At 44.1% G+C, this 19121-nt stretch carries 18 protein-coding genes; all 18 read right to left on the bottom strand.

The genetic code is table 11. The features are described from left to right. Positions 1-37: 37 nt before the first annotated feature. The 18 genes from MAMP_RS03640 to MAMP_RS03555 all read right to left on the bottom strand — a co-directional run bounded on the left by MAMP_RS03640 (position 38) and on the right by MAMP_RS03555 (position 19117). Positions 38-1210: a methyl-accepting chemotaxis protein gene (locus MAMP_RS03640; RefSeq protein WP_007144637.1), complete on the bottom strand. Its 1173-nt coding sequence runs from the start codon at positions 1208-1210 to the stop codon at positions 38-40. Positions 1211-1249: 39 nt separating this feature from the next. After that, on the bottom strand, positions 1250-2317 hold the full coding sequence (locus MAMP_RS03635) for a protein-glutamate methylesterase/protein-glutamine glutaminase (protein WP_007144636.1): 1068 nt from the start codon (positions 2315-2317) through the stop codon (positions 1250-1252). Positions 2318-2324: 7 nt separating this feature from the next. Beyond that, positions 2325-2963 carry a chemoreceptor glutamine deamidase CheD gene (gene cheD, locus MAMP_RS03630; RefSeq protein WP_007144635.1) on the bottom strand — a complete coding sequence of 213 codons (639 nt, stop codon included), beginning with the start codon at positions 2961-2963 and terminating at the stop codon, positions 2325-2327. Then, positions 2960-3796, bottom strand: coding sequence for a CheR family methyltransferase (locus tag MAMP_RS03625; protein WP_007144634.1), 837 nt, complete (start codon positions 3794-3796; stop codon positions 2960-2962). The genes cheD and MAMP_RS03625 overlap by 4 nt, the downstream gene beginning before the upstream one ends. A 33-nt stretch (positions 3797-3829) precedes the next feature. Continuing rightward, the gene (locus MAMP_RS16505; RefSeq protein ID WP_007144633.1) at positions 3830-6598 is read right to left on the bottom strand and encodes a methyl-accepting chemotaxis protein; all 2769 of its coding nucleotides are present in this window, start codon (positions 6596-6598) and stop codon (positions 3830-3832) included. Further along, positions 6585-7367, bottom strand: a complete 783-nt coding sequence (locus MAMP_RS03615; protein WP_007144632.1) for a ParA family protein — start codon at positions 7365-7367, stop codon at positions 6585-6587. Before MAMP_RS03615 ends, MAMP_RS16505 begins: the two co-directional genes overlap by 14 nt. Then, entirely contained in the window at positions 7367-7873 is a 507-nt protein-coding gene (locus MAMP_RS03610; protein WP_007144631.1) for a chemotaxis protein CheW, read from the bottom strand. The genes MAMP_RS03615 and MAMP_RS03610 overlap by 1 nt, the downstream gene beginning before the upstream one ends. A gap of 3 nt (positions 7874-7876) precedes the next feature. After that, positions 7877-10033, bottom strand: a complete 2157-nt coding sequence (locus MAMP_RS03605) for a chemotaxis protein CheA (RefSeq protein ID WP_040576169.1) — start codon at positions 10031-10033, stop codon at positions 7877-7879. Between the two features lie 4 nt (positions 10034-10037). Next, a complete protein-coding gene (locus tag MAMP_RS03600) occupies positions 10038-10400 on the bottom strand; it encodes a response regulator (protein WP_007144629.1) in 363 nt (120 codons plus the stop codon). Between the two features lie 38 nt (positions 10401-10438). Continuing rightward, positions 10439-10717 (bottom strand): STAS domain-containing protein, encoded by a 279-nt coding sequence (locus MAMP_RS03595; RefSeq protein ID WP_007144628.1) that lies wholly within the window; start codon positions 10715-10717, stop codon positions 10439-10441. Positions 10718-10870: 153 nt separating this feature from the next. After that, entirely contained in the window at positions 10871-11317 is a 447-nt protein-coding gene (gene fliJ, locus MAMP_RS03590; RefSeq protein WP_007144627.1) for a flagellar export protein FliJ, read from the bottom strand. Between the two features lie 27 nt (positions 11318-11344). Then, the gene (fliI, locus tag MAMP_RS03585; RefSeq protein ID WP_007144626.1) at positions 11345-12769 is read right to left on the bottom strand and encodes a flagellar protein export ATPase FliI; all 1425 of its coding nucleotides are present in this window, start codon (positions 12767-12769) and stop codon (positions 11345-11347) included. After that, on the bottom strand, positions 12762-13454 hold the full coding sequence (locus MAMP_RS03580; protein ID WP_007144625.1) for a flagellar assembly protein FliH: 693 nt from the start codon (positions 13452-13454) through the stop codon (positions 12762-12764). The genes fliI and MAMP_RS03580 overlap by 8 nt, the downstream gene beginning before the upstream one ends. After that, positions 13441-14451 carry a flagellar motor switch protein FliG gene (fliG, locus tag MAMP_RS03575; protein WP_007144624.1) on the bottom strand — a complete coding sequence of 337 codons (1011 nt, stop codon included), beginning with the start codon at positions 14449-14451 and terminating at the stop codon, positions 13441-13443. The genes MAMP_RS03580 and fliG overlap by 14 nt, the downstream gene beginning before the upstream one ends. Beyond that, positions 14451-16139: a flagellar basal-body MS-ring/collar protein FliF gene (fliF, locus tag MAMP_RS03570; RefSeq protein WP_007144623.1), complete on the bottom strand. Its 1689-nt coding sequence runs from the start codon at positions 16137-16139 to the stop codon at positions 14451-14453. The genes fliG and fliF overlap by 1 nt, the downstream gene beginning before the upstream one ends. A 30-nt stretch (positions 16140-16169) precedes the next feature. Then, entirely contained in the window at positions 16170-16505 is a 336-nt protein-coding gene (gene fliE, locus MAMP_RS03565; protein WP_007144622.1) for a flagellar hook-basal body complex protein FliE, read from the bottom strand. A 42-nt stretch (positions 16506-16547) separates the two neighbouring features. Further along, on the bottom strand, positions 16548-17933 hold the full coding sequence (locus MAMP_RS03560; RefSeq protein ID WP_007144621.1) for a sigma-54-dependent transcriptional regulator: 1386 nt from the start codon (positions 17931-17933) through the stop codon (positions 16548-16550). After that, positions 17930-19117: a sensor histidine kinase gene (locus MAMP_RS03555; protein ID WP_007144620.1), complete on the bottom strand. Its 1188-nt coding sequence runs from the start codon at positions 19115-19117 to the stop codon at positions 17930-17932. Before MAMP_RS03555 ends, MAMP_RS03560 begins: the two co-directional genes overlap by 4 nt. Positions 19118-19121 lie beyond the last annotated feature (4 nt).

The raw sequence follows: 19121 nt of genomic DNA, 5'->3' as shown, positions 1-19121 counted from the left end.
CTGTTCATGGAGTTAAGAGCAAGCAATGTGCCAGTATTTAGAAGAGTTCGATATCTCCGGCATCGACACTTTTTTGTGAGACCGATTTGTGTTTTGTTTCATCTATTTTATTCTGGAGTTCAGCTACTGTTTTTTTGACCTCTAGAAATTTCTGCTGACATGCTGCTAGATCACCATCGCTATCCGATGACAAGGGTATCTCACTAATTACATTGATAAGTGCTGACACTGTATTTAAACGCTTATCCATATGCTCGCTTAACTGATGACACATATCTTCAAACTGAAGTGATGTTACCGCCTGGTTTACCAAGCCAGATATCTGATGACTAATCTCACTCGTACCAGATATCACGGATTGCGTTTTATCATTCAGTGCTGACATGGTAGTGGTCATTTCTGCTACTTTGGCTTTACTGTTCATTACTAAATCTGTATCGGCAGAGACTAACTCAGAAATGACATCACTTGCCTCGTCAATGGTTGACTTAACCTGCATAGTGATTTTATTTATTTCATCACTAAAGTCATCAGATTTTTGTGATAGTTTTCTGACTTCATCAGCAACAACAGCAAATCCACGCCCGGCATCTCCTGCTCTTGCTGCTTCTATCGCCGCATTTAGGGCTAATAAGTTTGTTTGAGATGCGATATCTTTTACGTCGTCCAGCAAAGAAATTACGCCGTCAACTCTCTGATTAATTTCATCCAGTTTATCCATTACCAAACGGCTATCATCTGAGTTTTTTAGCAAGGTTTGCACAAGAAAGCTCATAACCGATTCGGTTTCTTTTATAAACTCAGACAGACCTTGCTGACCATCTCTATGATCAACCAAGCTATGAAGCATATCATCCTCATTTGAAGCTTGTTCATTCAAACCTTGGAAACTATCACCCAAAGATTGCACGGCATTTGTCAACAATGCAGAAATTTGCTCATTCTCTGCACGTTTATTTTCAATCTGAAGCGTGATATCACCGACTACTTCATTTTTTAAATCATCGATATCCGCCGAAGATAACTGTGTCGTAGCAACCGCTGTCTGCATTTGAACTGACACATTCTCACGCAATAAAAAAAATACTGAAACAGAGGCAAATAGAACCAATAACGCCGCCAGCCAGTTCACGAAAAATAAGGCGGCTATAACAAACCCTATGGACGATAGGAAAGCAATAATATGTTTTTTATCAAACGGATTTTTCATCATATCGTCCTTAATTAACTCTCGCGTATGTATCGAACATTATCGACCCTGTTTCATGATCTCTTGAGCAATTTTATCCAGCGGTAGCATCAATTCCGCCGCCCCCAGCTTGTAGGCCGCGCCGGGCATACCCCAGACAACACTGCTTTTTTCATCCTGAACAATGTTACTCGCCCCATTATCCTTCATCTCCATCATGCCCCTAGCGCCATCATCGCCCATTCCGGTCAACATAATACCAATCGCATTTGCTCCAACATTTTGAGCAACCGAACGAAAGAGAACATCAACTGAGGGTTTATGACGTGATACTGCGGGACCATCATTCAATCGACAATAGTAACGAGCTCCACTACGCTCAACTAAAAGATGTTTGTCTCCTGGGGCAATATATACATGTCCAGGCAGTATTTGCTCACCATCTTCTGCCTGACTGACATTCAACACCGACATTTTATTCACACGATCCGCAAAAGGCGCACTGAAGCTCGCAGGTATATGTTGTGTAATCACAATACCTGGCGCATTGGCTGGCAATGCACACAAGACTGTTTTTATTGCTTCTGTTCCGCCAGTGGAAGCCCCGATTGCAACAATTTTTTCAGTGGTTTTTAAAGGAATATTTTTTGAACTCTTAGCAATAATCGCATCGGCTGTTAAACGCTCATCTACTTGCAGCATCGCTTTTTGGTTCAATTGTTCAGGTTGAACGCCCGCCGCTGCTTTCACTTTACTGATAATTTCATCGGAGTAGGTGGCCAGAGTTTGAGATAAATCCAATTTGGGTTTTTCTACAAAATCAAATGCGCCCAAGGCCATAGCTTCAAGGGTGATTTGTGCGCCTTTTTCTGTCAGTGTTGACACCATAACTACAGGCATTGGCCTCAACCGCATCAGATTACGTAAAAATGTCACCCCATCCATTTTTGGCATTTCAACATCCAGCGTTAACACATCTGGATTAAACTGTTTAATCTTTTCTCTAGCCTGATAAGGGTCTCCAGCTGTCGCAACTACTTCCAGTTCAGGGTCGGAATTGAGGATCTCTGATAGTAGCTTTCTGACTAAAGCCGAATCATCAATGACAATAACAGAAATCTTTTTCATTCCTTCCCTACCTGTCGAATAACTCTACGCCACCACTCTGGGGCGCGGCTTTTAATTGTTCATGATACTGAGACTCCCGCTGGTAAACAGTATCATTGTGAAGTTGTTGAATACGTTTGACATACATCTGTCCGGTGCTGGGGTAATACATCAGTTTTCGAGGATGAATGTCTCCAAGATCATAAGCAATCAGAGGGATGCCCTCGGTTTGAGCGAAGCTAAGAATAAAGTCACTATTTTTACGTCCAATATCATTCGATATTCCGTTTATGATGCGAGCCCCACCACAAACCTTCATCTCTAAGTTACAGCGTTCGCCACCAGCCTTTAAAATCTCATTTATCAAAGACTCCATGGCAAAACTGCCATAACGTGTTGCCATGCCTTTCCATGTTTCACTTGGCGCATTTTCTGTCCATGGCAGCATAAAGTGATTTACGCCACCAATACCCTTTATTCGATCACGAATACAAGCCGCAACGCAAGACCCCAAGGTTGTTGAAATCACCTCATCATCACTACAACTCACATAGAGTTGTCCAGGTAGAATTTTTGCAACCCAGGCTTGAGCGTAGCTATCCCAGTAACGATTAACGTCTTCAAACCCCTTTATTGCATCTGGTAGAACAGGAAGTAAAGCCATCATGACTGTCGTCTGTATATTGTGTTTCCAACAGAAACGAACTGTTCACTAATGTTAAATAGCGTTTCTGAGTGCCCTATAAACATATAACCACCGGGCAGTATCTTTTCAGCAAATCGATGGAATAAATCTCTTTGAGTGGCTTTGTCAAAATAAATAATGACATTTCGACAAAATATCACATCAAATGGCCCACGCATTGGGAAGGTGTGTAACAGGTTTAATCTTTTAAAAACAATATATTTCTGTAAGAAACTCTTGACCTTCACTAAGTCAGTATTCACTTTGCCTCGGGTGAACCAAGATTTTTTTTCATTCTCTGAGAACTGGGTGAGACGTTCAATGGCATAGATACCCGACGCAGCTTGCTCTAGAACATTGGCATCTAAGTCGGTTGCCAGAACTTTTACATCCCAGTCTTTTTTGTCATTGAAAAACTCATGTAAGCATATAGCTAAACTGTAAGGCTCTTCTCCAGTCGAACATCCTGCAGACCAGATACGTATTCTTTTAGTCGTTTTATTTTTGAGCATTAGCTCTGGAAAAACATATTGTTTTAAATAATCAAAATGATGCTTTTCCCGAAAAAAAGCTGTCAGATTGGTTGTAATGGCATTGATTAATAGCTCTTTTATTTCATCATCACCATTTTCGATAGCATCGCAAAACGTGTCAAAGCTTCCCTGAAACAATTTCCGAACATGTTTCGATAACCGGCTATACACCATGTCTTTTTTTGCCGGTGGCAATAAAATTCCGGTGTGCGCGGTTACGAAAGCACTTATTTTAGAAAAATGCCTGTCCGAGAACTCAAATTCCCGCGCAGTTCTATCCATGAGAATACAGCTCCAGAACCTGACCCGCTGGCCTTAAAACTCTTCCCACTCATCACTTTCTTGATGATTTGACATGACCTGACGACTTGCTGTTTTTGCTGTCGCCATCGACTCTGGCCTTGCTTTGATGGCTTTTACTTCTTTTCTTGGTGCCGCGGCATCAGCTAATACAGCACGTTGTTTGGGGGATGCCACATCAGAATCTGTTTTGAAAAACATCATCATTTCTTCCAGATGCTTCCCTTGTTCATCTAAGGATTCACTCGCCGCCGCCGCTTGCTCTACTAGCGCTGCATTTTGCTGCGTCATTTCATCCATCTGAGTCACTGCCTGATTAACTTGCTCGATACCTGATGTTTGCTCTATACCGGCAGCGGCGATTTCAGAAATAATGTCCCCAACCTTTTTCGCTCCCTCGACAATTTCTTCTAAGGTTTTGCCAGATTCATTGACTAAAACAGAACCTTCCCTGACTTTTTCACCACTGTCATTAATCAACTCTTTAATTTCTTTTGCCGCAGCGGCTGAACGCTGTGCCAAGTTACGTACTTCTGACGCAACCACGGCAAATCCACGGCCTTGTTCACCTGCTCGAGCCGCTTCTACAGCGGCATTTAATGCGAGCAAGTTAGTTTGAAAGGCGATTTCATCAATAACACCAATAATATCTGCAACGCGCTTACTGGAAGTGCTGATTGCCGCCATCGCTTGAATGGCCTCTTGAATGACGCTTCCCCCTTTTTCAGCCTTACTCCTTGCATCCACGGCAAGCTGGTTAGCCTGACGAGCATTATCGGAGTTTTGTCTGACGGTACTGGTGAGCTCTTCCATACTCGCTGCGGTTTCTTGCAGTGAGGAAGCTTGTTCCTCTGTTCGCTGACTTAAATCAGTATTACCTTGTGAAATTTCACTCGCTGCAGAAGAAATGCTGATCGACGCTTCGATGATGTCCTGCACAATGGATGAAATTTTTGTAATTGAACCATTCACCGCTTGCTGAAGTAGCGCAAACTCGCCCTCAAACTCACCATCCATTAACTTGGTGAGGTCACCTTGCGCCAATGCATTCATCACGGTGGATGTCGCTGATAACGCTTGTTGAACGGCAAACTGCAAGTGTTTTTGATCAGTAATATCTGAAGCGTATTTAACCACTTTATAAGGCTTACCATTTAGATCAAAAATGGGGTTATAGCTGGCTTGTAACCAGATATCTTTTCCATCTTTTCCTACACGTTGATATTCCCCGGCGTCAAACTCTCCACGATTGAGTTTTGCCCAAAACTCTGCATACTCAGGACTTTTCGCTAACTCAGGTGTAGCAAACATACGGTGATGTTTACCCACAACCTCCTCACGCTGATAACCGACAGCATTGAGGAAATTATCATTCACGCTGCGAATGGTGCCGTCCATATCGAAACTGATTACACCCATTGCTTTGTTAATGGCAGAAATTTGACCTTCAAAATTGGCGCGCTGCAATTTTGTTTCTGTAATTTCCGTTGCAAATTTAACGACTTTAAAAGGTTTGCCATTAATATCCAGAATAGGATTGTAACTAGCTTGTAGCCAAATATCCTTGCCACCTCTGGCAACCCGTTTATATTCACCACTATCAAATTCGCCACGGTTTAATTTTGCCCAGAACTCAGCATATTCGACGCTTTGAGCAGATTCAGGCGAAACGAACATTCGATGATGCTTCCCTATGACATCCTCTCGACTATAGCCCACTACTTTGAGAAAATTATCATTGACATCGATGATGGTACCGTCCAATTCAAAACTGATGACGCCCATCACTTTATTCAAGGCATCAAACTGGCCATGAATATCAGCATTTCGCAGCTTCTCTGCAGTGACGTTATGCCATTCGAGCATATTACCAATGTAGTTGCCTTCTTCATCCATCATTGCCGTGACATTCAGTCTAAAAGCCAGTGGTCCCACTTTAATGTCAGCCTGATGTGGCAGATTATCAGGATTACTAAGCATCTGCCTTTGATGAGCTGGATTTTTATGAAAAAGATCAATGTTGCTGCCAACCAGACCTTTGACAGAGAATCCAGGATAGACCGATTTTAGGGTTTCTTCATGCTCACCCAACATGTTTAGTGTTGATTGGTTGGCGTACGTAATAGTGAAATCTCTATCAATCATCATCACAGCCGTTACCGCATTATCAAGCGCATTGGCTCTATTTAGGATTTCTTTATCAGCTTTTTGATTAACAGCCATGTCTCTCTCCTCCACGGACTCTTCGTCCGTCGTCATTTTTTTAATAACGCTATCCAGTGTTTCATTCCAGGCTGAAGCAACAGCTTGTGACCAAGCAGATACAGCATATTTTTCCAGCACAGTGAGCAGGCAATTTTTAACGGCTTGGTAATCCGCCTCTTTCACGCCATATGAAACATGGCGTTTACCTAATTCTGTCAAATAACTGTCCAGTAAAGCTGGATGACGCAGGTTTTGTACCAACAGTACTATCGCTGCTAATAATTTTTTCTGTTGCCCCTGTTGTGACACACCACTAAACAAGCGCTGTAACTGTGGTTGTGATGCAAAAAGTTCACTATAAAAATCAGCAACCAATAGTTCACCTTTAGCGGCGATGAAAGTAAAACTCTCCTCCACTAACTCAATAGGTGTTTTTTCAGGAAGTTCAGTCTCAGTAGATGAATCAACCTCAGCCGCCTGTTCAGTTTCATCAGCATGCACACTTTGAGTCGACGTTTTACTATCAACCGTTAACCAGGCGAGCGGGTCGTTACCCATGACGTTTTTACTCTTGGCCATCAGCCGCTCTCCTGTTTAATACATCGCTGGCCAGAGTGAAGTAATCCTCCGCACCAGCACTTTTTTTCCGATAATCAAAAATTGTTTTACCAAAACTGGGACACTCTGCTAGTGCAACGTTTTCACGAATAGGGGTAAATAACACCCTGCCTGGGAAATATTTAAGCACTCGCTTGCGGACCTCAGCAGTCAAATTCCGACGCAATTGCATACGGGTCGAAACCAGCCAAAGTCGAATGCGATGTCCTGAAATTTCCTCTGACCGTTTTAAAATTTGCATCATACGAGATAAGCCTTGTAGTGACAGGTAATCCCCTGACACTGGAACGATAAGTTCGCTGGAAGCAAACATGGCATTGACACCAAGTAACCCTGAAGAGGGTGGGCAATCTATTAAGACAAAATCATAAGCCGATAACGAGGACTCTTCGATTGCTTTTCGTAGTCGGTGACCACGTTCAACACCACCCTCGTTGATATGTTCAAACTCATTCAAGCGCGGTCCCGCTGGTACTAGATCCAACTTATCTCGTGCCTGGTGCTTGACGACATCAATCGCTTCACCCTCAAGTAAAACAACATCAATTCCTAGTTGCTGATTATCCAGGCCCAGGCTTGTCGCCACTTGTCCCTGAGGATCCATATCGATCAACGCCACTTGTTTGCCTTGCAAAGCAAGTGCGTGCCCAAGATTAACGGTGGTAGTGGTTTTCCCCACCCCGCCTTTTTGGTTCATAATGGCAATTACACGAACATGGCCAGTAGTCATCAGCCTACCTGCTCTACACTGAGTAATTTATCGATATCCAATAACATCAGCATATATTCATCGTTACTGGTGATGCCTTTTATAAAACTGGTGTCGACGACAGTGCCTAAGTCAGGTGCGTTTGAAATCATTTGAGGGTCCACGTTCTGCGCCTCTGATACCGCATCAACCACAATACCGACAACACGATCAGTGATACCTTCTACTTTCAAAACGACAACCACTGTTGTTTTTGTGTATGGATTAAAAGGCATTTGGAATAACAATCTCAGATCAACAATTGGCACAATCACGCCACGAAGATTCAACACTCCGCAAACATGAGCAGGCGTATTTGGAATCGGCGTCACATTATCCCAGCCTTTAATTTCCTGAACCCGCAGAATTTCGACGCCATAGTGTTCATCTGCAAGTTCAAATGTCAGGTATTGCTGCGCACCATCATCGACACTATCGACAACATCAAGAATATCGAGTATTTCGTTTTCTGTAGTGATTTCAGACATCGCTCAAGCCACCTTTCCTGATGAGTTCTTTCTGACCTGAGAAGGTTCTCTATGCATTGCCATTAATCCTGGAATATCCAGAATCAAAGCGACGGCACCATCGCCTAGAATCGTTGCACCAGCGATACCTTTAACTTTGCGGAAATTGGTCTCCAGGCTTTTGATAACCACTTGTTGCTGTGCCAACAACTCGTCGACAAATAACCCCACCTTATAATCTTCACAGTCAACAATCACCAGTAAGCCAGCCTGCAAATCCTCTATGCCACCCTCTACATTGAAAACATTCGTCAGCCTGATTATTGGCACATACTCATCACGTATTTTATAGAGCTCGCCTTTACCCGTTACTCTGTTGACTCTACCCGCTTCGACTTCAACTGACTCAATAATCGAAATCAATGGAATAATGTACCGTTGATCGGCAACTTGGATAATTTGACCATCCATAATGGCTAAGGTTAATGGCAATCGAATAGTAAATGTAGAACCAATACCAGATTCCGATTTGACCTCAACAGCACCACCTAAGCTATTAATATTTTTTCTAACCACATCCATTCCAACCCCACGACCAGATAAGTCGCTGACTTGGTCTGCTGTAGAAAATCCTGGTAAGAAAATGAGTTCGTGTATTTTTTCTGGGGGGAGTGTTTCGTTCGGATCAACTAAACCTTTCTCGATCGCTTTATTTAAAATTTTGTCTTCGTTTAGACCGGCCCCATCATCACTTATTTCAATGACAATATTGCCACCCTGATGATAGGCATTAAGTTTTAGCGTGCCGGTTTCAGATTTATTAGCAGCTCGACGTTTTTCGGGTGTCTCCAAGCCGTGATCTAATGAATTACGCACCAGATGAACCAAAGGATCACCTATTTTCTCCATCACTGTTTTATCAAGTTCAGTTTGCTCTCCGCTCAGAACTAACTCGACTTGTTTTCCCAACTTACTGGTCATATCGTGCACCAGCCGAGGGAAACGGTTAAAAACAAAACTAATGGGCAACATGCGAATTCGCATGATACTTTCTTGTAGCTCACGGGTATTACGTTCTAACTGTTCAAGACCATCAATCAACTGAGGTAGCATGTTGATATCAAAATTCTCACCAATCTGTCCCAGCATTGACTGAGTAATCACTAACTCACCGACAAGATTAACCAGTGAGTCAACTTTATCTGTGCCAACACGAATAGAAGCATCCGGAGTCACGGCTTTCTTTTTAGGCGAAACTTCATTTTTTTTCGGTGTGAGATGATCAATCTCAGCTGATGTTTTGAGTTGGGCTTCAGTTGCACTTGGCGATGGAGCTTCGGGTTCGGCTGTTTCACCCTCCGTCAGTGAACTAGGAGGAATCATGGGCTCATGGATATCGATCTGTTCAGATTCATGTGCCGACAGAGCTGGCTCGATATCAGGCACATTTTGTTCAAGCCGCTCAATACTCAGCTCACAATCGCCATCCACCCACTCAAAAACTTCGTTTATTGCTGCTTCATCAACGTCACCCGATAAAGTCAGTTGCCAACTCAAATAACAGATTTCAGGATCAAGATCGGTAAACGGAGGTAGCTCCTCCTCATTCACCTCAACAGATAACGCCCCTAACTCCGCTAATTCACGGAACATCCGAATAGGTTCATTTCCCGTCTGGAGCATATGAGATAGAGGTTTAAACTTAATCAGCCATGTTTGAGTTAATGGCTCTGATGCGCTCACATCCGCATCAGAAACCTCATCCATTACCTTGTCGACATCATCAGACGTTGAACCTAGTAAAATTTGCTCAAGTGCCTTTGATACTTGTTTGACTTTTTCTGTATCTACCTCTGAACTATCTTGAACAGCTGTTAACATTTCACGTAGTGTATCTACAGCTGAAAGTAATGTTTCAATCACATCATCCGTTGCTTCGCGTTCGCCATTACGAATTTGATCAAGGAGCGTCTCTAATCCATGTGTAAACTCAGAAATATTGCTAAAGCCAAAGGTGCCAGCCCCTCCTTTGATGGAGTGTGCGGCACGAAAGATACCATTGACCGTATCATCATCGATTTCTCCCTGCGACATGCTAAGCAAGCCACTTTCCATAATATCGAGACCTTCGAAGCTTTCTTCGAAGAATATGCTATGAAACTGGGAGACGTCGATGCTCATATGATTAACCCAAGACTTTTTTCACCGTCGCTAACAGCTGTTCAGGATTAAACGGTTTAATCAGCCAGCCTGTTGCACCAGCAGCACGACCCTCTTGTTTCTTTTCTGGTCCGGCTTCAGTTGTTAGTACGAGTATAGGAATAAACTTAAACGTGGATAATTGGCGTAATTGACGGGTTAAAGTCAAGCCATCCATTACCGGCATATTGACGTCAGTAATGACCAAATCAAAAGACTGTTTTTGAGCTATATCCAGGGCCTGTTTACCATCATCTGCTACGGTGACTTTATGTCCGGCACCTTGCAAAGTGAAGGTGACCATTTGCCGCATTGAGGCAGAATCATCGACTGCGAGAATATTAGCCATAACAAAAAAGCTCCTTCTTTAATATTAGTTTTTATATTTTATTGTGCGTAAAATGCTTTGATACCCAATCTATCGACAGCATCACAAAAAAGTTGACTGGGATTTGACCAAATGACAACCAGCCCCTGAAGTTGAGCATCACGATAGAACGCATAGAAAAGTTGAATGACCGCTGTATCGATACGTTCAATTTGACCTAAATTAATTTGAATAGCCTGGCCTTCAGCCATCGCCATTAACAGCTGCGCATAAATATCTGCAACCTGTGCGATCGTGACCGATTCAGCACAGTTTATTTCGGAAATCGAGTCAGCCATTTTTCTATTCCTTCTATTTCCCTCGGCTATAGCGTCTCAGCTTTATCTTGGCTGATTCATCTTTACTATGCCTTTTACATGTTTTACTGGTATCGGCCTCTTTTCAAAAAAAATTATCTTAATTTTGCAACTATTCAAAATTAGGTATTCATTTTATTTATTTCGGTTTCTCAGCCATACACCGTTTGTATGCTCATCCGTTTCAACTTGTTCTCTTTTTAATTGTTTTTTGAGCTCTGTGGCTTCATACCGTGCCATTAAGGCATCAATAGCCTGCTCCTTATTTCTGGCCTGCAACCACATTTTTTGCTGACGCTGGACTTTTTCATTGGCTGATTTGACTTGTGATTCCTGACTAAGAATTGCTTGGTCTAATTTAGCTAAAAAGCTTCTCAGATCGAGTGCTTTTTTTGCGGTCATCACCATGGGATCTGCTTGTCGAAAGCGCGAGAGATACTCGGCCCGATATTGAAGGAGATCAGCCAACTGGAATTGCTCCTGTTGAAGTAAGGCATTTTGTTGACCAAGTTTTTGTAACTCGGACTCTGTTGCTTTCCGAGCCATTTCGATAACAGGATCAAGTTTTCGACTACGACTCATTTATCAACTCCACGCTGAGCAATAATATTAAAAACGGCGAGTATTACCATCCATTAGCATCGGTGTCTGTGCCACATTCTGCTGTTGGTTTTGTAATTGATTTCTTAACTCAAGTACTTGCTTCAATCGCTGATCACTTTGTTGCCAGTTAACCGCTTCATTCATGCCTTGTCTCAACAATTGCCTTAACGCTGGAAACATGGCAATGGATTCATCAATGGCAGGATCACTACCCTTACTATAGGCGCCTACACTAATAAGATCTTGGTTTTGTCTATAAGTTGAGTAAATCTGCTTGAATTGCTGTGCTTGTTTTAAGTGTTCTTCACTTACAATATGAGGCATGACACGACTTATTGATGCTTCTACGTCAATCGCTGGGTAGTGCCCAGACTCGGCTAGCTGCCTAGATAAAACAATATGCCCATCTAATATGGCCCGAGCCGCGTCTGCCACAGGATCCTGCTGATCGTCACCTTCCGTTAATACCGTATAGATAGCCGTAATAGCTCCACCGTCAACAGCTCCATTGCCAGCGCGTTCAACCAATTGTGGTAATAATGAGAATACTGATGGTGGATAGCCTTTCGTTGCGGGTGGCTCACCAATCGCCAAGGCAATTTCACGCTGCGCCTGAGCAAAACGAGTCAAGGAATCCATTAATAATAAAACCTGTTTACCTTGATCCCGGAAGTATTCAGCAATGCTGGTTGCCAGCATGGCACCATGCAGTCGCATTAAGGGGGAATGGTCAGCGGGTGAAGCGACAACAACGGATCTTGCCATGCCTTGTTCACCGAGAATATCTTCAATAAACTCTTTTACTTCTCGGCCACGTTCACCAATCAAGCCAACTACGATAACATCGGCCTCAGTAAATCGTGTCATCATACCTAACAACACACTTTTACCAACACCACTCCCTGCAAACAGCCCCATACGTTGACCTCGGCCAATACTAAGCAAGGCATTAATACTCTGTACCCCAACATCGAGGTGTTGACGAATAGGCGATCGCGCCAACGGATTAACCGGTTCACCGTGTAAAGGCACCTTGTCATGAACTCTTAAAGGACCTTTACCATCGAGTGGTTTACCTGCACCATCCACTACCCGGCCCAGCATGGCTTCACCTACAGGTACTTGTGAATCACTTCGTACAGGTCTGACTTTAGCGTTAGGCACTAATCCACGCATATCGCCTGTGGGCATCAAAAAGGTCGTTTCACCTGAAAATCCGACCACTTCTGCTTCGATGGGCTTTTGTCCTTTGCCAATAATCTCACAGCGGCTGCCAATGGGCACCTGAAAGCCAACGGCTTCGAGCGTTAATCCAACCATCCTGGTCAAACGTCCTTCAATTAAAACACTCTGCTCATCATCCGAATCCAATCGTTGTTGATATTGCATCAACTTATTTTGTAATCGGGACTGACGCTCAATATTACTCATTGTCAGCATCTCTTTCATCACCAAGCACTTTATTGATGATGCTGTTCAGCCTGGACTCAACCGTGGCGTCGACGCTGGTATCAGGGGTTTCTAAGCGCAGACCACCGCGAGTGAGTAAAGGATCTTCTATCCATTGGTATTTGTCTGAATCGTGTTCTAAAGATAACCCTTTCTGGATGATATGCAGATCGTCAGGATGAACATAAATTTTGAGTTGACGATCACTGATCGGTAAGGCTTCAAGCGCCGCTCGCATTGCGCCAATAACGTGTTCTGGTTGATGCTTTAACTCCCGACGAACTAGCTGCCGCGTCATGGTAATAGCCAGGTTAACTAAATCTTTTTCCAGAATCTCATCCAATTCTGTCAGTGGCTGTTGTAAGGTATTAAGCATCTGCTGAAGCTTTTCGACTTGCAACTGAATATCTTTCAGTCCTGCTTGCTGACCATCGGCAAAACCAGCCTGGTGGCCTTCTTCATAGCCAACTTTGTAGCCTTCTTCCTGTGCTTGTTGTTGTAATGCCTCAATGGCTTTCACATCAAGCACTTGCGGAGCATCCTTATCATCCACATCCGTGACCGCCACCATTCTTGGCGCTTCCCAGCGTTTTATAGCATCAGCAATTTCATCCGCAGATAAGACATCAGCTTGTTTGGTAACAAGCGTGTCATCAGACGAAGTCATCACCTGCACCTCCGCCTAGCATAATTTCGCCTTTATCAGACAAGCTTCGTGCTGTAGCAAGAATGGCTTTTTGCGCTGCTTCTACATCGCTTAAACGAACAGGCCCCATCGCTTCTAAATCATCACGCATCATTTCACCTGCACGTTGTGACATATTGCGTAGGAATTTCTCTTTCAATGCGTCATCAGCACCTTTTAGTGCCAGCTGCAATTGATCAGTCTGAATTTCACGCATCAATGTTTGCATGCCACGATCATCGACATCGATAAGATTTTCAAAGACAAACATAAGATCTTCGATGTTTTGTCCAAGATCGGGCTCGCTCTCTTTGATTTTTTCCATGATGGCCGCTTCAGAAGTACCATCAACAAAGTTAAGGATATCTGCCGCTGTTTTCAGACCTCCCACCATCGTTGATTGTGCGCCTGCTGCACCACTGAATTGTTTTTCCAGAATCTCATTGAGCTCTGTCAACGCAGAAGGCTGAACACCATCAAGCGTGGCAATACGCAATATCACATTCGCCTGATCCCTTGCAGGAAATAAAGACAAGACACCCGCTGCCTGATCCGCATCCAGAAAAGAACATACAATGGCAATGATCTGCGGATGCTCAAGACGAATGATTTCATAAATCCCTCTGGCATCCATCCATTTGAGCTGTTCCAGACCATTGGTGTTACTGCCAGATAAAATACGATCTAATAAACTGCCAGCACGGTCTTCACCTAATGCACCCACCAGCATTTTACGAACATAATCATGAGAACCAATACCAAGGCCAGTTTCTTGTTCGACAGTGGTCACAAAACTGTTTAAGACTGATTGGACTTCTTCGCGCGTCACGTTTTGTAACGTCGCCATGGCCTGACCGACTTTCTGTACCTCTTTCGGCCCCATATGCTTGAGTATTGCTGCCGCTTCCTCTTCACCTATAGAGCGAAGAAAAACAGCTGCTTTTTCCGTGCCTGTTAGTTTTCTGACTTCTTCTGCCATTAGGCATCACCCGCCGTCCAGTTTTTGACTACTTGCGCTACGAGCGCAGGGTCTTGTTGCACTAAACTTCGGACATTAGATAGTTGTTCTTCCATCTTCTCCGAACCAGTGGTCAGTTTAGCAATCTCTTCACCACTCTTGCTACTTCTGGCTAAAACTTCTTCCGGCGATAAGTTTTCGTCATCATTTTCAGAGACAGGCACTTTGGTCATATCTCTGAATGCAGGACGGATCACACCAAAGATAAGGAACAGAACCACCAGTGCACCACCGACTTGTTTTGCTAAATTCCAAACCCAAGGTTCTTCCCAGATAGGTTTTTCTGGCAAGGCTTCAACCGCTTCAGGAGCCATGAATGGGGCATTCACTACATTTAAACTGTCGCCACGTGCTTTACTAAACCCAATGGCATCCATCACCAGCGCGTTAATGCGTGTCATTTCTGACTCTGACAGCGGCTGAGAGGTCACATTGCCTTCCGCATCAACGCTGCGTTTTTCATCAACGAGTACAGCCACGCTTAACTTTCTAACATTGCCCGGCGCCATGCGGGTATGGCTGATCGTTCTGTCTAGTTCAAAATTACGTGTTGTACTTTTTCTGCTTGAACCAGGTGTTGTGGTTGTCGTTGTTGCCTCTTCACCATTTGCCGCATTATCTGGGGCCGTTTGTTCCGGTGCAACACCACCACCAGGTGGTTGATTACTGAGCGCTCCTGGCACACCAAACGGGCCACCATTGCCAACACGTTCTTCTTCCTGAAGCTGTTCACTTCTGACGGCTGTCATATCTGGATTATAACTTTCATGCGTTTGTTCAGACATTGTAAAGTCAATATCTGCAACGACTTGAGCACGAACACCGCTCATCCCGACAATGGGAGACAGAATATTCTCGATACGGTCAATATAGATCTGCTCAACTTTACGGGTATATTCAAGCTGAGTATCACTCATCGCAACACCGGCAGCCCGTTCTGGTTGCGTTAACAAATTACCGCGCTGGTCAACAATCGTCACATCGGCATTTTTCATATCTGGCACACTGGATGCGACCATATGTGTGATGGCAGCGACCTGAGATTGATCCAGTGTTCTGCCTGCATATAGATGTACTACAACGGAGGCGGTGGGATCTTTACGATCACGCACAAAAACAGACTGTTTGGGAATCGCTAAATGCACACGCGCACTTCTGACATTATTCAGTTCAGCGATAGAGCGGGATAACTCTTCTTCCATGGCACGTTGATAACGAGCCCGCTCAATAAACTGGCTGGTACCAAAACCCTGATCCTGATTAAGCATTTCCATGCCTAATGCCGCACTTCTGGGCAACCCTTCTGCAGCCAACTTCATACGCAACGTCTGCAGGTCAGCCGCCGGTACTAACACCGCCCCGGTGGTTGGATCTAATTTGTAATCCACATTCATTTGCTGCAAAACATCGACAACTTCAGAAGACTCCGCCGGCGCCATATTGCCAAACAGCACTTGATAAGACGGCGTTTGTGACCACATCAGCACATAACCACCGACAGCAATACTGGCAGCAATAGCTAATAAAAATAGAACCTGCTTAACTACAGGTTGTCGTGAAATATTAGCTTGCATGGCGCCCAAAGCCGTCGTTGGTCGGGCTGCCGGCATATTAGCTTGAGGGCCGGTAGTAGCAGGTGCGTTTTCCATATATTGTCTCTACTCAGAAATGTTCGCCGACTAAATCGACATACGCATAACTTCTTGATAAGCCTCAATCAGCTTGTTTCTGACTTGTAAGGTAGCTTCAAAAGCCACACTGGCTTTTTCTGATGCAATCATGACGTCAGCCAGGTTGACATTCGGATCGCCAAGTTCAAACGACGTTTTTAAGTCGCCTGATGTTTTTTGTAAATTATTGACTTCACCTATCGCTTGTTTCATCACATTGCCAAAATCAACCCGACCATTGCTTTCAGCATTATCGGCAGAAAGTGGTTGAGTTGCAGGTGATGCCTGGGCTTGCAAAGCTCGCATTTGGGTAAGTAATTGATTCGGATCGATAGCTTTGATCATGATTCTCTGAACTCCGCTTAAAAAATGACGCTGTTAGTTGCTCTATGCAGACTTCTTGCCAAGTTTTTCCGGGATTTCCACCCCCTGCTCACGGAATTTGGCAATCTTATAGCGTAAAGTCCGTTCACTGATTCCCAGCTCTTTAGCTGTAAGTCTTCGGCTACCTTGATATTTTTCCAGCATGTCGAGAATATGACGCTGCTCCTGTGAACGAAGATCATAACCTTCTAGCACGGGCTTATTATCTCCCTGAACAGGCAAAACGTCTGATTCCACCGTAGTATGATCCAACTCCTGACCAGAGACTGCCTCGAAGATAATATCTTTCGCCGTAATTGACTGGCCTGATTGCAGTATTAAGGCACGCTGAAGCACATTATCCAATTCACGGACATTGCCTGGCCATGAGTGAGACAACAATCGGGATTGTGCTGCCTCGTCCAACAAGGGCGCTACGCGTCGACTGTGACTGGCATGGCGAGCCAGTAATCGATTAGATAGTGGCAAAATGTCATCTATACGTTTTCTAAGTGGTGAAATTTCAAGTGGGAACACATTAAGACGATAAAATAAGTCTTCTCGAAAACGACCCGCTTTTACCTCATCGCGTAATGTTCTGTTGGTAGTGGCGAGTACCCGGACATCAAGTGGGATAACTTTTCTACCACCAATCCGTTCAACTTCACGTTCCTGTAATACACGCAATAACTTCGCTTGCAGAGATAAATCCATTTCTGAAATTTCATCTAACAAAATCGTGCCATGGTTTGCTTGCTCAAATTTACCAGCATAGGCTTGACTGGCACCGGTAAAGGCCCCTTTTTCATAACCAAACAAGGTGGCTTCCAGCATATTTTCAGGGATAGCGGCGCAGTTGATGGCAACAAAGGGGGCAGAAGCTCTTGCTGAATGTATATGAAGATAACGGGCTAGTACTTCTTTACCTGTGCCACTTTCCCCGTTAATTAAGACCGTAGCATCACTGTCCGCCACCCGTTTGGCGATAGCTTGCAGCTCTTTAGATGCCTGAGCGTGAGCCACCATATCATCTTCTTCTGTTCCAAGATCACTAATATAGCGTTGCACCCGCTGCAATAACTCATCTGCTTCGAATGGCTTTAATAGATAGTCAGAAGCGCCTTGATGCATAGCATCTACTGCACTTTGTACGGTGCCATAAGCTGTCATCATGACCACGGGTAAATCCGGCATCATGGCTTTTGCCCGCTTTAATAAGGTATGCCCATCCATAGGTGACATTTGCAAGTCGCTTAACAATAAACCGACAGGTTCACTGGCGATTTTATCTAATGCTGATTGCCCATGCTCCATTCCGGTCACACGGTATCCTGCTAACTCAAGTGTGTCACATAATGCTCTACGAAGATTCGCATCGTCCTCAACCACTAAAATATTAGATGGATTCATAACGCAACCTCCTGCGTGACTTCATCTGATGATGAACTTGATGATGTATAAAGAGGGAAAAACATGGTCACCGAACTGCCTTTTTTAGGCTCGCTTTCAATTGTTAAGTGACCTCTATGGGCCTTCACTATTGACTGAACGACAGCCAAACCGAGGCCTGTGCCATTCGAACGAGTGGTATAAAAGGGAGTCAGTACCTGGTTCAGCACTGAAGCAGACATGCCCTCACCATTATCATTAACGCTAATGCTGATACATTGCTCATCGTCTTCGTTGATGGCGTAATCTGCTTTTACTTCAATATGTCCATGCGGCTCACATGCCTGACGTGCATTGTTAAGAAGATTAGTAATTGCACTAATTAATGCAGATTGGCTGCCATAGATATAGCCATCATTAACATGATTCGAAATGGTCAGTCTGACATCACTGCTTTCCACATCATTTTGAGCGGAGAACTGCTGCTCAAGTTGGCTCAATAACTCTTGCAGAGCTACTGGTGAGGGGGCAGCCATATTTCCACGTGAAAAAGATAAGAGATCACGAATCAATTGCTCCATATGAGAGAGGCTCTCTTTCACCCGTGATGCAAACCGCTGTTTTACTTGTTCGTCAGCCCCTTCTTTGAGTAATGGAGACAGATAAAGCATCGCAGAAGATAATGGCGTTCTGATTTGATGAGCAAGTCTTGCAGTGACTTCGCCAATGGTGGATAGTCGCTGTAAATGTGACACTTTGCTTTGTAAAGTTCGAGTATCAGTCACATCCTGCAATAAAATGATTTGTCCCGGTTCATGACCCAGCGGGTTGGTTGAGATATGAACTAAACGGCCATCTTTCAGTGAAACATCGTGACCATCGCTGGGCTTGGGATCAAAAGTGCGTTCAATCACATTGACCCAGCGTTCACCTGAGAGCGGTTCGCCTAGTAAGGATACAGCCGCTTCGTTCGCTTCCTGAATAAAGCCAGAGCCATCCAATACAACGACACCAGCAGGAAGAACCGCGAGTAAACGACTATGGCGATTTGCTAATTGGTCAGCCTGAGATGAGACTTTTTTAGTCTGTTCAGCCGATATATGGCTGACATTAGAAATAGTGCTGAGATCAATGTCTCTTGAAAAGGGTTGTTTTTGGTAATGCGATTTTTGTAAATCATCACCCACCGATAATTTCAGATTCATGTTT

The organism is Methylophaga thalassica MP (assembly GCF_000214595.1).
In the GTDB taxonomy this organism is placed as follows: Bacteria; Pseudomonadota; Gammaproteobacteria; order Nitrosococcales; family Methylophagaceae; genus Methylophaga; species Methylophaga thalassica.
Note: the sequence above shows the minus strand (reverse complement) of the source record. Positions and strands in the feature narration are given on the sequence as shown.

Excerpts from the sequence above, each read along its gene's own strand:
- MAMP_RS03640 (WP_007144637.1), bottom strand. The coding sequence starts at position 1,210 with ATGAAAAATCCGTTTGATAAAAAACATATTATTGCTTTCCTATCGTCC.
- MAMP_RS03635 (WP_007144636.1), bottom strand. The coding sequence starts at position 2,317 with ATGAAAAAGATTTCTGTTATTGTCATTGATGATTCGGCTTTAGTCAGA.
- cheD (WP_007144635.1), bottom strand. The coding sequence starts at position 2,963 with ATGATGGCTTTACTTCCTGTTCTACCAGATGCAATAAAGGGGTTTGAA.
- MAMP_RS03625 (WP_007144634.1), bottom strand. The coding sequence starts at position 3,796 with ATGGATAGAACTGCGCGGGAATTTGAGTTCTCGGACAGGCATTTTTCT.
- MAMP_RS16505 (WP_007144633.1), bottom strand. The coding sequence starts at position 6,598 with ATGGCCAAGAGTAAAAACGTCATGGGTAACGACCCGCTCGCCTGGTTA.
- MAMP_RS03615 (WP_007144632.1), bottom strand. The coding sequence starts at position 7,367 with ATGACTACTGGCCATGTTCGTGTAATTGCCATTATGAACCAAAAAGGC.
- MAMP_RS03610 (WP_007144631.1), bottom strand. The coding sequence starts at position 7,873 with ATGTCTGAAATCACTACAGAAAACGAAATACTCGATATTCTTGATGTT.
- MAMP_RS03605 (WP_040576169.1), bottom strand. The coding sequence starts at position 10,033 with ATGAGCATCGACGTCTCCCAGTTTCATAGCATATTCTTCGAAGAAAGC.
- MAMP_RS03600 (WP_007144629.1), bottom strand. The coding sequence starts at position 10,400 with ATGGCTAATATTCTCGCAGTCGATGATTCTGCCTCAATGCGGCAAATG.
- MAMP_RS03595 (WP_007144628.1), bottom strand. The coding sequence starts at position 10,717 with ATGGCTGACTCGATTTCCGAAATAAACTGTGCTGAATCGGTCACGATC.
- fliJ (WP_007144627.1), bottom strand. The coding sequence starts at position 11,317 with ATGAGTCGTAGTCGAAAACTTGATCCTGTTATCGAAATGGCTCGGAAA.
- fliI (WP_007144626.1), bottom strand. The coding sequence starts at position 12,769 with ATGAGTAATATTGAGCGTCAGTCCCGATTACAAAATAAGTTGATGCAA.
- MAMP_RS03580 (WP_007144625.1), bottom strand. The coding sequence starts at position 13,454 with ATGACTTCGTCTGATGACACGCTTGTTACCAAACAAGCTGATGTCTTA.
- fliG (WP_007144624.1), bottom strand. The coding sequence starts at position 14,451 with ATGGCAGAAGAAGTCAGAAAACTAACAGGCACGGAAAAAGCAGCTGTT.
- fliF (WP_007144623.1), bottom strand. The coding sequence starts at position 16,139 with ATGGAAAACGCACCTGCTACTACCGGCCCTCAAGCTAATATGCCGGCA.
- fliE (WP_007144622.1), bottom strand. The coding sequence starts at position 16,505 with ATGATCAAAGCTATCGATCCGAATCAATTACTTACCCAAATGCGAGCT.
- MAMP_RS03560 (WP_007144621.1), bottom strand. The coding sequence starts at position 17,933 with ATGAATCCATCTAATATTTTAGTGGTTGAGGACGATGCGAATCTTCGT.
- MAMP_RS03555 (WP_007144620.1), bottom strand. The coding sequence starts at position 19,117 with ATGAATCTGAAATTATCGGTGGGTGATGATTTACAAAAATCGCATTAC.